Source organism: Ruegeria sp. N8, assembly GCF_056531325.1.
In genome coordinates this window covers 645,860-659,525 of record NZ_JBQFLQ010000002.1, presented here as the reverse complement: position 1 = coordinate 659,525, position 13,666 = coordinate 645,860, and the positions used below count along the sequence as shown (strand labels likewise).

The window sequence follows — 13,666 nt, the reverse complement described above, 5'->3', positions numbered from 1 at the left end:
ATCCCCGGTGATTTTGATCCCCGCCCTAAAAGGACGGGGTTTCCTCACGCCCCAAGGTAGCGGCCGCTACCCGAAATCGGGGCCTCAAATATCGGAAGGGTGGACGTGTCCGAACCAGCTTCGATTTCCACAGGCATCGCCGAGCGCTATGCCACCGCGATCTTCGAGATCGCGAAAGAGAATAAAGACCTCGCAGGTCTGGAGACCGGAATTAACGATCTGGCAGCAGCATTGGGCGACAGCGCCGAACTGCGTAACCTGATCGCTTCGCCTCTGGTTTCGCGCGCCGAACAGGAAGGCGCCATTACCGCAATCGCCGACAAAATGGGCCTGAACGCCATCCTGCGCAACACGCTGGGCCTGATGGCACAAAAACGCCGCCTGTTTGTCGTACCGCAGCTGGTGCAGGTTCTGCGCGACATGCTGGCCGAAGAGCGTGGCGAAGTGACTGCCGATGTTGCCTCGGCCAAAGCGCTGACCAAGACACAGATGGAAAAACTGTCCAAGACGCTGTCCGAGCGTGTGGGCAAGACCGTGACAATCAATGCGACCGTGGATGAAAGCCTCATCGGCGGTCTTGTCGTTAAAGTGGGCTCGAAAATGATCGATAGCTCGATCCGTTCGAAGCTGAACTCCCTACAGAATGCAATGAAAGAGGTCGGATAAATGGGAATCCAAGCTGCAGAGATTTCTGCAATCCTGAAGGACCAGATCAAGAATTTTGGTCAGGAAGCCGAAGTGGCCGAGATCGGCCGCGTGCTGAGCGTCGGTGACGGGATTGCCCGTGTATACGGCCTGGACAACGTACAAGCCGGTGAGATGGTCGAATTCCCCGGTGGCATCATGGGCATGGCGCTGAACCTGGAAAGCGACAACGTCGGTGTCGTTATCTTCGGTTCCGACCGTGACATCAAAGAAGGTGACACAGTCAAGCGCACCAACTCGATCGTGGACGTTCCGATCGGTGACGAACTGCTGGGCCGCGTTGTTGACGGTCTGGGCAACCCGCTGGACGGCAAAGGCCCGATCAATGCCTCCAAGCGTGGCGTTGCTGACGTCAAAGCCCCTGGCATCATCCCGCGTAAATCGGTGCACGAGCCGATGGCAACCGGCCTGAAATCGGTTGACGCGATGATCCCGATTGGCCGTGGCCAGCGGGAACTGATCATTGGTGACCGTCAGACGGGTAAAACCGCTGTGGCTCTGGACACCATCCTGAACCAGAAAGTCTATAACGACGCAGCAGGCGACGACGAGTCGAAGAAACTGTACTGCATCTACGTGGCGGTTGGTCAGAAGCGTTCGACCGTTGCGCAGCTGGTGAAGAAGCTGGAAGAATCCGGCGCGATTGAATACTCGATCGTTGTGGCCGCAACCGCGTCCGACCCGGCGCCGATGCAGTTCCTGGCGCCGTACTCGGCGACCGCGATGGCCGAATACTTCCGCGACAACGGCCGCCACGCGCTGATCATCTATGATGACCTGTCGAAGCAGGCTGTGTCCTATCGTCAGATGTCCCTGCTGCTGCGTCGTCCGCCCGGACGTGAAGCCTATCCTGGTGACGTTTTCTACCTCCACTCCCGTCTGCTGGAGCGTTCGGCGAAGCTGAACGAAGATTTCGGTGCAGGCTCGCTGACCGCTCTGCCGGTTATTGAAACCCAAGGTGGTGACGTTTCGGCGTTTATTCCGACCAACGTGATTTCGATCACCGACGGTCAGATCTTCCTGGAAACCGAACTGTTCTATCAGGGCATCCGTCCTGCTGTGAACACCGGTCTGTCGGTTTCGCGCGTGGGCTCCTCGGCTCAGACTGACGCGATGAAATCGGTTGCCGGTCCGGTGAAACTGGAGCTGGCTCAGTACCGCGAAATGGCTGCGTTTGCGCAGTTCGGTTCCGACCTTGATGCCGCAACTCAGCAGCTGCTGAACCGTGGTGCGCGCCTGACCGAGCTGATGAAACAACCGCAGTACTCGCCGCTGACAAACGCGGAAATCGTTTGCGTCATCTTCGCTGGCACCAACGGCTACCTCGACAAGATCGACGTATCTGATGTTGGCCGCTACGAGGCCGGTCTGCTGTCGCACCTGCGCGGCAAGCATGCTGACCTGCTGAAGTGGATCACCGACGAAGATCCGAAGATCAAAGGTGACGCAGCAGACAAGCTCAAGGCAGCGATCGACGAATACGCCGCGACCTTCGCTTGATAGGGGGTTCCGATGCCTAGTCTGAAGGACCTTAAAAACAGGATCGAGTCGGTCAAGTCGACCCGCAAGATCACCAAGGCCATGCAGATGGTCGCGGCCGCAAAACTGCGCCGCGCCCAGGAATCTGCCGAAGCCTCGCGCCCTTATGCCGAGCGGTTCAATGCCGTTATGGCGGGGCTGGCGGCTTCGGTCGGGGGCAGCGACAGCGCCCCCAAGCTGCTCCGTGGTACGGGCAGTGATGATGTGCATCTGCTGGTTGTGATGACAGCTGAACGCGGCCTGTGTGGCGGCTTTAACTCGAACATCGCCAAGCTGGCCCGCCAAAAGGCGGAAGAGCTGCGCGGCAAAGGCAAGACGGTCAAGGTTTTGACCGTCGGCAAAAAAGGCCGCGACGCGCTCAAGCGCGATTTGGGCGATCTGTTCGTTGGACATGTCGACCTGAGCGAGGTCAAGCGCATTGGGTACACCAACGCGCAAGACATCGCCAAGGACGTCCTGTCACGCTTTGATGGGGCTGAGTTCGATGTTGCCACGATCTTCTACTCGAAGTTCGTCAATGTTGTGACCCAGATCCCGACGGCACAGCAAATCATCCCCGCCTCGTTCGAGGACGACGCGGCAGGTGACGACAGCGGTGCCATTTTCGACTATGAGCCCAGTGAAGAGGCCATCTTGGCCGACCTGCTGCCCAAAGGGGTTGCAACCGCGATCTTCTCGGCTCTGCTCGAAAACGGAGCGTCTGAACAGGGTGCACGGATGTCCGCGATGGACAACGCGACACGCAACGCGGGTGAGATGATCGACAAGCTGACGATCCAGTTCAACCGCTCGCGTCAGGCCGTGATCACCAACGAGCTGATTGAAATTATTTCCGGCGCCGAAGCGCTGTAGAGACATACCGGAGACGAAACATGGCGAATGCAAAAGGCAAAGTCACACAGATCATCGGGGCCGTCGTCGACGTGCAGTTCGATGACGCACTGCCTGAAATTCTGAACGCGCTGGAAACCACCAACAACGGCAAACGCCTGGTGTTGGAAGTTGCTCAGCACCTGGGTGAAAACACCGTCCGTACCATCGCGATGGATGCGACCGAAGGTCTGGTCCGTGGCGAAGTTGTGACCGACACCGGCGCACCGATCTCGGTTCCGGTTGGCAACGCCACCCTTGGCCGCATCCTGAACGTGGTCGGCGAGCCGATCGACGAAAAAGGCGACGTTGTTGCGTCGGAAACCCGCGCAATCCACCAGCCCGCACCTGAGTTCGCGGAACAGTCGACCGAGTCGGAAATCCTTGTGACCGGCATCAAGGTTGTTGACCTGCTGGCTCCTTACGCCAAAGGCGGTAAAATTGGCCTCTTCGGTGGCGCGGGCGTTGGTAAAACCGTTCTGATCATGGAACTGATCAACAACATCGCAAAAGTGCACTCGGGCTTCTCGGTATTCGCGGGTGTAGGTGAACGGACCCGTGAAGGGAACGACCTGTACCACGAAATGATCGAATCCAACGTCATCAAGCCCGACAATCTGTCGGAATCGCAGGTGGCCCTGGTCTACGGTCAGATGAACGAACCTCCGGGAGCGCGTGCGCGTGTTGCTTTGACCGGTCTGACCCTGGCCGAGCAGTTCCGCGACCAGTCCGGTACCGACGTTCTGTTCTTCGTCGACAACATCTTCCGCTTCACGCAGGCGGGTTCCGAGGTTTCGGCTCTGTTGGGTCGTATTCCGTCCGCCGTGGGCTACCAGCCGACGCTGGCCACCGACATGGGCGCCCTGCAGGAACGCATCACCTCGACCAAGTCGGGCTCGATCACCTCGGTGCAGGCCATCTACGTTCCCGCGGACGACTTGACCGACCCCGCGCCGGCAACTTCGTTCGCTCACTTGGATGCGACCACCGTTCTTAACCGCGCGATCTCGGAAAAGGGTATCTACCCGGCTGTTGACCCGCTCGACTCGTCCTCGCGTCTTCTGGACCCGGCCATCGTTGGTGAAGAGCACTACGGCGTTGCGACCGACGTTCAGCAGATCCTCCAGCGCTACAAGTCGCTGCAGGACATCATCGCCATCCTCGGCATGGACGAACTGTCGGAAGAAGACAAACTGACCGTTGCCCGTGCCCGTAAGATCGAGCGCTTCCTGTCGCAGCCGTTCGACGTTGCCGAAGTCTTCACCGGTTCGCCGGGCGTTCAGGTTCCTCTGGACGTGACCATCGCATCGTTCAAAGCTGTTGTGGCTGGCGAATATGATCACCTGCCCGAAGCGGCCTTCCTGATGGTTGGCGGCATCGACGAAGTGATCGCCAAAGCGGAGAAGATGGCCGCAGAAGCCGCCTAAGGAGTATCCCTGATGGCAAACACAATGCAATTCGACATCGTCAGCCCAGAGCGGAGCCTTGCTTCGCTTGAGGCCACCGCGGTCCAGCTACCCGGCGCGGACGGGGACATGACGGCAATGCCCGATCATGCCCCCACCATCACCACGCTACGCCCCGGTCTGCTGAAGGTTGAGGCACCTGCCGGAGCCAGCGAATACCTAGTCACTGGCGGGTTTGCCCAGATCAACGGCGACGGCCTGTCGGTTCTGGCTGAAAAAGCCATACCGGTTGCCGAAGTGACCCGGTCGCATCTGGATGACCTGATCGCTGAAGCCCGCGCCTCGCACGAGGCCGCAAAGGCCGGGGACGATCAGTCCATCGTTGACGATGCAGCCAAACTGCTGGCCGACATGGAAGCGCTTGGGACGCATATGAGCCTGTAACGGCTTGTTGCAAATGGATCATTCGAAACGGCCTCGCAATGCGGGGCCGTTTTTTTGTCGTGATTTGCTTGAAGTCTCAGATTAAGTTTTCAGTGTAAATGGTTATAGACGATAAAGATGAAGACATTTCGCACCCACCCGATTGGTATCGACCAAGGCGAGACTGTACTGTTTTCCGAATTTTCCAATGGCGGGGACATGTGGACAGGCAACGGAACCCGAGAACGGCGCGCGGCTGTTACGTTCAGCCAGCCGTTCAGGACCACGCCAGTGGTTCAGGTTGGCATATCCCTATGGGATGTGGACACAACCACCGCCCTGCGCGCCGAGGTCAAGGCCGAGGATATCTCAGCCGAAGGCTTCAGCGCCGTTTTCCGCACTTGGTCAGACACCCGCATCGCGCGGATCAGGATGTCCTGGACAGCGATCGGAGAGGTGGCGCATGAGGATGACTGGGACATCTCCTAGCCATCCGACGTTTCAGGATTCGATCATGTCCACCCGTGTTGCGTGACGGCCGCCTTCGAAATCGGCTCCAAGGAAAGCATCCACGATATCCAGCGCCTGACCTTCACCTACGACGCGTGCACCGATGGACAGCATGTTGGCGTCGTTATGCTGGCGGATCATCCGGGCTGAGAACGCGTCGGAACACACGCCGCAGCGAATGCCGGGGACCTTGTTCGCCGCCATCATGATGCCCTGTCCCGTGCCGCAAAGGATGATACCCAGTGCGCAATCACCCGAGGCAACGGCGTCAGCGGCGGCTTTGCCGTGGATCGGATAATGCGTGCTCTCAGGTGTTTGAGGGCCGATATCCATGACCTCCCATCCTTGGTCCGCGATATGTTTGGCAACCGCTTGGCGCAGCTCGATGGCGGCGTGGTCGCTGGAAAGAACGATGCGTTTGGGGGCTGTCACGGAAAGCTCCTGCCTTAGAGGGGTCACGAAAAAGGGCGGCTGCAAGGCCGCCCGTTCAGATCAGTCCATGTGGTACATGGATTCGTAGATCGGGGTCAGGGTCTTGTCCTCGAACAGCGACGAGACCGAGGTGCCGTTCCAAATGTTCAGGATCGCCTGCGTAAAGATGGGCGCTGTCGGAACAATGCGGATATTTTTGGCTTTGGCGACTTCTTTGGTGGGTTGGATTGTGTCGGTCAGAACCAGTGATTTCATCACCGAGTTTGTCACACGCTCAACTGCCGGGCCGCTCATGACACCGTGGGTGATATAGGAATGCACCTCTTTCGCGCCGTTATCCAGCAGCACTTGCGCGGCCTTGCAGAGAGTACCCGCTGTGTCGCACATGTCGTCCACGATCAGGCAGATCTTGTCTTTGACGTCGCCGATGACAGTCATCTCGGCCACTTCGCCGGCCTTTTCGCGCCGCTTATCCACGATCGACAGCGGCGCTTCGATCCGCTTGGCCAATTCACGCGCGCGGGCCACACCGCCCACATCGGGTGAGACCACCATGATCTCATCCATCTGGTCCTTGAACTGGTTTTTCACATCCAGCGCGAAGATCGGTGAGGCATAAAGGTTGTCCACCGGGATATCAAAGAACCCCTGAATCTGGGCTGCGTGCAGGTCCATCGTCAGAACCCGCTCGATCCCGGCGCCGGTCAGCATGTTGGCAACCAGCTTGGCGGAAATCGGCGTGCGCGCCTTGGTGCGACGGTCCTGACGGGCATAGCCGAAATAAGGGATCACAGCAGTGATCCGCTGCGCGGATGAGCGGCGCAGCGCGTCGGCGATGATCAGCAGTTCCATCAGGTTATCGTTTGCCGGGTTCGAAGTCGGCTGGACGATGAACATATCCTCGCCGCGTACATTCTCGAACACTTCGACGAAAATCTCGCCGTCGTTAAAACGTTCGACCCGTGCGTCAACCAACCCCTGGTCAACGCCGCGATACAGGCTCATGCGGCGTGCAATGGTCTGGGCAAGCGGAAGATTGGCGTTCCCAGCGATCAGCTTGGGTTCGTTGAGTGTCGGCATCGGCTGAGGTCCCCGGGCAGCAAAGGCTAATGTGACAGATTCGTGATGTTGACACCGCTTAGCATGGCCTTACCGTCTCGCAAAGATAACGCAGCGGAGAAAGTGAACATGGCCACCATAGACTACTATTTTGCGACAATTTCGCCCTTCACCTATCTGGCCGGAACCCGGTTGGAAGAGGTGGCCGCGAAACATGGCGCGACAATTAACTACAAACCACTGGATATCATGGCCCTGTTTGGCCGGACCGGAGGCACCCCACCCAAGGACCGGCATATTTCGCGCACCGAATACCGAGCACAGGAATTGCAGCGTCAGGCCAAAAATCTGGGGATGGAATTCAACATTCAACCCGCACATTGGCCGACGAACATGGCGCCATCGTCCTATGCCGTGATCGCGGCGGCCAAGGATGGCTCAGGCGATGTGGGCAAGCTGGTCCATTCCTTCCTGCGCGCCTGCTGGGCCGAGGAAAAGGACATCGCGCAGGATGACGTGATCCGCGATTGCCTGTCGGCAGCCGGGTTCGACCCGAACCTCGCGGATAGCGGGTTGCTGGACGGTGCCGAAACCTATGCCGCCAATCTGGAACAGGCCGTGGACAGCGGTGCCTTTGGCGCGCCCTTCTATGTCACCGAGGACGGACAGCGGTTCTGGGGTCAGGACCGGATCGAGGACCTCGACCGTCACCTTTCCGAGATGAAAGGGTGAAGGACGGGGTGACTCTACCTTCCATATTTGTTCGATCACTGGGGCAGGGCGCGCGACAGGTGCTCGCCCTGCACTGCACGATTGCACACTCGGGGGCTTGGGCCGGTTTGGCGGCCTCTTTGGGCGCGCAGGCCACGCTTGTTGCGCCCGACATGCTATCGCACGGCAAAAGCCCTGATTGGGATGGGCAGAGCGACTTTTATGACCTGACCACCGCTCTGTCTGCGGCACAATTGACCCAGCCGATGGATGTGATCGGGCATTCCTTTGGCGCGATGATTGCCCTGCGCCTCGCGGTTAAACACCCGGAACTGATCCGCAGCGTGGTCCTAATCGAACCCGTATTCTTCGCTGTCGCCAAGTTGGATGCGCCCGATCTTCTGGCACAGCACGATGCGGCGGCACAGCCTTATGTAGAGGCGCTGGAAACAGGGGATATGCCGCTGGCGGCCCGCCTGTTCAACCGGATGTGGAGCACCGAGGAAAGCCCGCGCTGGCCGGATATGCCCGAGAAAACGCGCGCGGCGATGATCCGGGGGATCCGGGTCGTTCCAGATGTGGAACAAGCTCTGTTCCAGGATACAAAAGGGCTTCTGACGCCAGGTGTTCTGAACGAAGTCAAACGACCAACCTTGCTGATGACCGGCGGACACTCTCATCCGGTCATGCCTGCAATTTCACATGGACTGCAAAAACGCCTGCCCAACGCGTCCATCATCACTATCGAAGACGCAGGGCACATGCTGCCAATCTCGCACCCTAAGGAAACCGCCGCCCAGATAACCAATTTCTGGCACAGGCTGCCTCCTTCTTCTGTTTGAAAATACCTCGGGGGTTTGGGGGCAAAGCCCCCAACCAGCTTCAGATCAAACCCAAAAACCGGTCGATCTCTTCGGACGGCAGTGACCAGTCACACACCAGCCGACAGGCCAGCGGCTCTACATCATCCGCACCTTCCAATTCGGCCCCCCACAGATGATAGACCGCTCCGGCCTTGTGCAGCTGTTTGTGCTGGGCGCGCGAGAATTCTGCGAAGATCATGTTCGCCTGCGGTTCATGCAAGAATGAGGCCCCCTTGGCCCGCAGCCCATCCGCCAGACGTGCGCAGTTGTCATTGGCCTGCCGCGCCATCCTCAACCACAGATCATCCTGCAGATACGCGGCCATCTGAGCCGACAAATAACGGTGTTTCGAAAACAGATGCGCGCCGCGCTTGCGGCGCAGCTCGAATTCCCAGGCTTTGGCCTCGTCGAAAAAGACCACCGCCTCGACCCCCATCAGCCCGTTCTTTGTGCCGCCAAAGCTGACCGCATCAACCCCCGACTTCCACGTCATCTCGGCGGGGGAGCAGTTCAGCGCGACCAGCGCATTGGTGAACCGCGCACCGTCCAGATGCACCGGCAGGCCGTATTCCTTGGCAACACCGCACAGCGCTTGCAACTCTTCCAGCGAATAAACCGAACCTCTCTCGGTCACCTGCGTGATCGAGACTGGCCCGCGTTGCGGCCCATGCACACCGCGAGTTTCTTCGGCCAGAATGGTGCTGCGCAATGCGTCTGCCGTCATCTTGTCACCACCGGGCACCAGCGTCAGCTTGGCGCCGCTGTAGAATTCCGGGGCGTTGCACTCGTCCTCATGAATATGCGCAACGGGGGAACAAAACACGGTGTCCCACGGGTTCGCCAGCGTCGACAGAGCCAAAGAATTCGCTGCTGTCCCGGTCGCAACCAGATAGACAGCTGCCCCCGGCGCTTCAAAGATACCACGGATACGGTCGCGCACCTCGTTCATCAGCGTGTCGGCCCCGTAGGCCATCTGATAGCCCTCATTCGCGGCGCTCAACGCGGCCATCACTTGCGGGTGAACCGGCCCGGAATTGTCAGAAGCGAAATACATCAGTTGGGCTCCTCGATGATATAGTCTTCCCACTCTTCCATGGGGGTTTCGAACTCGGACACCGTGCGCCCCTGAACCGAGACCCCGGCGGCGTGTACGCTGTCGGGCGTACCAGATATCAAAGGGTGCCAGTCGTAAAGGGGTTTGCCCTCCCACAGCAGCCGATAGGCGCAGGTCTGGGGCAGCCAATAGGCGTGTTCATCGATATTATCGGGCGTCATCACGATGCATTCCGGCACGAATTGGTGGCGGATGTCGTATTGGGTGCAACGGCAGGTCTCATCGTCAAGCAGCCGGCAGGCGACGCAGGTCAGGGCAACCTCGCCAGTGTCTTCGTCTTCCAGCTTGTTCAGACAGCACTTACCGCAGCCGTCGCACAGCGCCTCCCACTCGCGCTGGTTCATCTTGGTCAACGGTTTGCGTTCCCAGAAGCGGGCGGACAGGCCGTTGCGGTCAATCGGGTCGGTGGTCATAGCGCCGCCAGTAGCGCACGGGCCTTTTCGCAATCGGCATCCATCTGGGTGATCAGCCCGTCCAACCCGTCAAACGTCATCTCGGGGCGCAGGTAATCGACCAGACCAACCGAGAGCGTCGCGCCATAAAGATCACCCGAGAAATCGAACAGGAACGTCTCGATATTGGGGACTTCGCCGTTAAACATGGGGCGCGTGCCCACCGAGGCCGCGCCGTGATAGCTGCCTTGATGCGGGCCATCCAGCACATCAACCAGCACCGCATAGACGCCGAATTTCGGCGGGTGCAGTCCCTCGATCGACATATTCGCGGTGGGATAGCCCAACTCGCGCCCGCGCTGTTCGCCGCCAATCACCTCGCCCTCGATCCGGTGCCAGTGGCCCAGCATCGCGGCGGCATCCCGGGGGCGACCTTCCGACAGCGCAGTACGGATCGCGGTCGAAGACACGACGTTTTCCGACCGCTCCATCAAGGGGGCGATGGTGGCACCGAAACCCATCTGGGCCCCAAACCGCACCAGATCATCGGCGGTGCCGCTGCGGCCTTTGCCAAAACAGAAGTCGGCCCCGACCACCACATGCGACAGCCCCAGCCCGTCACAGATCACATTGCGTGCGAATTCTTCGGGCGTCAGCCCGGCCAGCGCCGCGTTAAAGGGTAATTCATAGAGCTTCTGAACTCCCAGCTTCTGCAAACGGTGCGCACGGGCATTGCCGCGCATCAGGCGAAAAGGGGGGCTGTCGGGTGCAAAATACTCCCGCGGATGTGGCTCGAACGTCATCACACCCAGTGGCGCGTCTGGCGCGGCGTTGCTGGCCAGTTCGATCACAGAGCGGTGGCCGATATGCACGCCGTCAAAATTACCGATGGCGACACTGGCACCACGGTCCTGCGGCTCAACAAACTGGAAATCCCGGATAATGCGCATAGCGCCTGCCTAGCGGGACTGCGAGGCAGGTTCAAGGGTCTGAGACGTCAGTCGAACTTGCGCGATGGCGCCAGCACCATAGCCTCGCCCATCAACACCTTTTTGCCGTCTACCGCACAGTGGCAATCCAGCTTGACCCGGCGCTTGGCAAAGTCGATGTCGATCACCTTTACCTCGGCATAGACCATGTCACCGGGGCGGACCGGGGCCAGGAATTTCAGCGACTGACCCATATAAACTGTGCCGTGGCCCGGCAGTTGTTCCCCTATCACAGCCGAGATCAGCCCCGCCGTCAGCATCCCGTGGGCAATGCGCCCCTCAAAGATCGTGTCGCGGGCATAATCGTCATCAAGATGCACCGGGTTGCGGTCGGTCGAGACCTGCGCGAACATTTCGATATCCTCGTCCGTCACCACTTTGCGCAGGTGGCGGGTCATGCCCATTTCGATGTCTTCAATACAGATCGTGCCGCGCGGAAGATTGTCCAACATGTCACCCTCACTCGATTTCAATGGGCAACAAAAAAACCAAAGTCACCCAAGTTGGGTAACTTTATTACTTCGCAGCTGCAGAAAATCAAGTCTTTTCTGACTAGCGCAAGCGGCCGATTGTATAGGTGGGGTTGATGTTTTCCCTTGCGATATAATCGGTTAGGGATTCCGGGTGCGGATGGTGCGACGTTTTGGTTTCGGCTGCTGCCAGACCGCCCGAGATGAACAGAGAATCAATGCCTTCACCCATGCCGCCCAGAATGTCTGTATGCGGGCCGTCGCCGATCACCAGAATATCGCCGTCAGGGATATCATGACCCAACTCCTGCAGTCGCCGACGTGCCAGATCATAGATCGGCGGATGCGGCTTGCCGAAGTAAAGGCTCTCGCCCCCCATCTCGGTGTAAAGCTTGGCCAGAGCGCCCGCGCACCATTCCCGAACCTCGCCCCGGTCGACCACGATATCTGGATTGGCGCAGAGAAGTTTCATGCCCTTCTGCTTGGCATAAAGGAAATCCGCGCGGTTGACGTCAGGGTCGGCCATCGGATCGAATGGTCCACAGCAGACAATCCCTTCGGCCTGATCCAGTGGCACACGCTCGATCTGAATTGGGTGGTGCAAAATCTTCAGCGGCTCGAAAAAGCCAGCATCGCGCGCCCATTCTCCCATGAAGTAAACTTTTTCGCCCACAGCGCCTCGAAACATAGCTGAGCGCGCCGAGTCTCCGCTTGTGGCGATCGTATCATAGGCGTCGTTGGGAACGTTGAATTGTTCCAGTTGCTCAGCCACCCCTGCACGGGGCTTGGGCGAGTTGGTGACCAGAACAACAATGCCCCCTTTGGCGCGATAACCTTGAAGCGCTGCCACGGCTTCGGGATAGGCGGTTATGCCGTTATGCACACAGCCCCAGAGGTCGACAAACAGCGCTTTGTAGCGGTCGGAGATTTCATCAAGTTTGTGAATAATCTGAGTCATTGAGCTGCCCCCGGGGCTCTGGTGTCGAAGTTGTGCCAGCTATGTCAAAGCTTCGGTCTTTTGACCATCCCAGCTGCAACTTTTCTGAATGAATAGCCGCATACGTTCAGTTGTCTTCACTGATTTCCTCGACGTCCGGTGCCTGTTGAACGTTTTCGGTGCCTAGAATGACCTGGGCGCCGATCCTGTTCTGAAAGCGAACGACAACCAGATAACCCGGCCCCAACTCGTCGCGCAGTACGTCGACCAGGGGTTTCTCGCGCAGGCTTTCCGGCAGGAGGCCTGCAATTGAAGACACCTTGAACGCGGCTTCAATTGGCAGGTCAACGATCAGCCAGATATCGGCTTGCTTGCGTTGAGCGTTTACGTCGACGCGAACAATCTCCACCGAAACTGGGTCAGCCCAATCGCGTATTGTCTGTGCCAATTGCGCTTCGGTCCGGGTTTCCAGATAGCGGTTATATGTCGACTTGCCCAATTGAATGACTACGAAGGTCAAGAACGCCAAGGTCACAACGACGCTGGCAGTAAAGTTCAGCTTGCGACGTCCCTTGCTGAAAACCACCGAACGAGCAGCGTACACGATGTAGACCGCGCAAGCCGATAGGATGATCGCCCCAAGGTTTGTTGCGAACAGCAAGCCGGCCTCATAAGCTTCAGCCGCTTCTTCAAAATACATCAATACCCCTGAGGCGGATAACGGGGGCACCAAAGACACGCCGATCGCAGCACCTGGCAGCAGGCTAACTTCTGATCGATTTATCTGCACATACGCTCCGGCGACGCCAGCCGCCAAGGCAACGATCAGATCTTCAGTCCCGGGATCGGTACGCGCCAGAACCTGATCAGGGATCAGAATTCCGCGGGGAACATCGGCGATATAGACAAGAAACCAGGCCAGAAAGACGCAGATAACGGCCGCCCCGCTTACAATCAGGGCAAGCTTGAACGCACGTCCCAGCCACCCCATGACCATCGAGGCAGCTATGCCCAGTATCGGTGTCATCAACGGTGCGACCAACATGGCGGCAATCACCACTGCGCCTGAATCGCGAAGCATCCCCATGGTCGCGATCACAACCGACAGTGTCAAAAGCATCGCAAATCTGCGCCAATACGCCGCTCGGTCATGCCCTTCGAACCGAAGGATGTCCCTGGTGGTGCTGAATTTTCGTTTACTCATTCCTGCGACCAAGACCCAAGCAAGACTATCCGCACCAGACTA

Annotated in this window: 16 protein-coding genes; 8 read left to right on the top strand and 8 right to left on the bottom strand. The window is 58.7% G+C overall.

Going from position 1 to position 13,666, the window contains the following annotated elements; all coding sequences use genetic code 11:
* Positions 1 to 105: 105 nt before the first annotated feature.
* The 6 genes from ACR0C5_RS07400 (at position 106) to ACR0C5_RS07375 (ending at position 5,432) form a co-directional block, all read left to right on the top strand.
* Positions 106 to 666, top strand: coding sequence for a F0F1 ATP synthase subunit delta (locus tag ACR0C5_RS07400; protein WP_170352320.1), 561 nt, complete (start codon positions 106 to 108; stop codon positions 664 to 666).
* The gene (atpA, locus tag ACR0C5_RS07395; protein WP_170788158.1) at positions 667 to 2,205 is read left to right on the top strand and encodes a F0F1 ATP synthase subunit alpha; all 1,539 of its coding nucleotides are present in this window, start codon (positions 667 to 669) and stop codon (positions 2,203 to 2,205) included.
* A gap of 12 nt (positions 2,206 to 2,217) precedes the next feature.
* Positions 2,218 to 3,096 carry a F0F1 ATP synthase subunit gamma gene (locus ACR0C5_RS07390; RefSeq protein ID WP_170788159.1) on the top strand — a complete coding sequence of 293 codons (879 nt, stop codon included), beginning with the start codon at positions 2,218 to 2,220 and terminating at the stop codon, positions 3,094 to 3,096.
* Positions 3,097 to 3,116: 20 nt separating this feature from the next.
* Positions 3,117 to 4,541 (top strand): F0F1 ATP synthase subunit beta, encoded by a 1,425-nt coding sequence (gene atpD, locus ACR0C5_RS07385; protein WP_480875636.1) that lies wholly within the window; start codon positions 3,117 to 3,119, stop codon positions 4,539 to 4,541.
* 12 nt (positions 4,542 to 4,553) lie between these two features.
* A complete protein-coding gene (locus ACR0C5_RS07380; RefSeq protein WP_480875634.1) occupies positions 4,554 to 4,964 on the top strand; it encodes a F0F1 ATP synthase subunit epsilon in 411 nt (136 codons plus the stop codon).
* Between the two features lie 117 nt (positions 4,965 to 5,081).
* Entirely contained in the window at positions 5,082 to 5,432 is a 351-nt protein-coding gene (locus ACR0C5_RS07375; RefSeq protein ID WP_170768999.1) for an H-type lectin domain-containing protein, read from the top strand.
* A gap of 12 nt (positions 5,433 to 5,444) precedes the next feature.
* Here the strand turns inward: ACR0C5_RS07375 and rpiB are convergent, their stop codons facing one another.
* Positions 5,445 to 5,885 (bottom strand): ribose 5-phosphate isomerase B, encoded by a 441-nt coding sequence (gene rpiB / locus ACR0C5_RS07370; RefSeq protein WP_170769000.1) that lies wholly within the window; start codon positions 5,883 to 5,885, stop codon positions 5,445 to 5,447.
* Positions 5,886 to 5,945: 60 nt separating this feature from the next.
* A complete protein-coding gene (locus ACR0C5_RS07365) occupies positions 5,946 to 6,965 on the bottom strand; it encodes a ribose-phosphate pyrophosphokinase (protein ID WP_170753405.1) in 1,020 nt (339 codons plus the stop codon).
* A gap of 108 nt (positions 6,966 to 7,073) precedes the next feature.
* On the opposite strand from ACR0C5_RS07365, the gene ACR0C5_RS07360 reads away from it, so the two are divergent.
* Both ACR0C5_RS07360 and ACR0C5_RS07355 read left to right on the top strand, forming a co-directional pair.
* The gene (locus ACR0C5_RS07360; RefSeq protein WP_170769001.1) at positions 7,074 to 7,676 is read left to right on the top strand and encodes a 2-hydroxychromene-2-carboxylate isomerase; all 603 of its coding nucleotides are present in this window, start codon (positions 7,074 to 7,076) and stop codon (positions 7,674 to 7,676) included.
* A gap of 8 nt (positions 7,677 to 7,684) precedes the next feature.
* Complete coding sequence (locus ACR0C5_RS07355; protein WP_331252062.1) at positions 7,685 to 8,497, top strand: alpha/beta fold hydrolase; 813 nt, start codon at positions 7,685 to 7,687, stop codon at positions 8,495 to 8,497.
* A 40-nt stretch (positions 8,498 to 8,537) separates the two neighbouring features.
* Here ACR0C5_RS07355 and ACR0C5_RS07350 read toward each other — a convergent pair whose 3' ends face one another.
* The 6 genes from ACR0C5_RS07350 to ACR0C5_RS07325 form a co-directional block, all read right to left on the bottom strand.
* Entirely contained in the window at positions 8,538 to 9,572 is a 1,035-nt protein-coding gene (locus tag ACR0C5_RS07350) for a threonine aldolase family protein (protein ID WP_480875629.1), read from the bottom strand.
* Positions 9,572 to 10,045, bottom strand: a complete 474-nt coding sequence (locus ACR0C5_RS07345; protein ID WP_170783791.1) for a YcgN family cysteine cluster protein — start codon at positions 10,043 to 10,045, stop codon at positions 9,572 to 9,574. The genes ACR0C5_RS07350 and ACR0C5_RS07345 overlap by 1 nt, the downstream gene beginning before the upstream one ends.
* The gene (locus ACR0C5_RS07340; RefSeq protein WP_480875625.1) at positions 10,042 to 10,974 is read right to left on the bottom strand and encodes a bifunctional riboflavin kinase/FAD synthetase; all 933 of its coding nucleotides are present in this window, start codon (positions 10,972 to 10,974) and stop codon (positions 10,042 to 10,044) included. The genes ACR0C5_RS07345 and ACR0C5_RS07340 overlap by 4 nt, the downstream gene beginning before the upstream one ends.
* Before the next feature lie 47 nt (positions 10,975 to 11,021).
* A complete protein-coding gene (locus tag ACR0C5_RS07335; RefSeq protein WP_170352332.1) occupies positions 11,022 to 11,465 on the bottom strand; it encodes a MaoC family dehydratase in 444 nt (147 codons plus the stop codon).
* A gap of 100 nt (positions 11,466 to 11,565) precedes the next feature.
* Positions 11,566 to 12,441, bottom strand: a complete 876-nt coding sequence (locus ACR0C5_RS07330; RefSeq protein ID WP_170783796.1) for a TIGR01459 family HAD-type hydrolase — start codon at positions 12,439 to 12,441, stop codon at positions 11,566 to 11,568.
* Between the two features lie 106 nt (positions 12,442 to 12,547).
* Positions 12,548 to 13,624, bottom strand: a complete 1,077-nt coding sequence (locus tag ACR0C5_RS07325) for a DUF389 domain-containing protein (protein ID WP_170783798.1) — start codon at positions 13,622 to 13,624, stop codon at positions 12,548 to 12,550.
* Positions 13,625 to 13,666 lie beyond the last annotated feature (42 nt).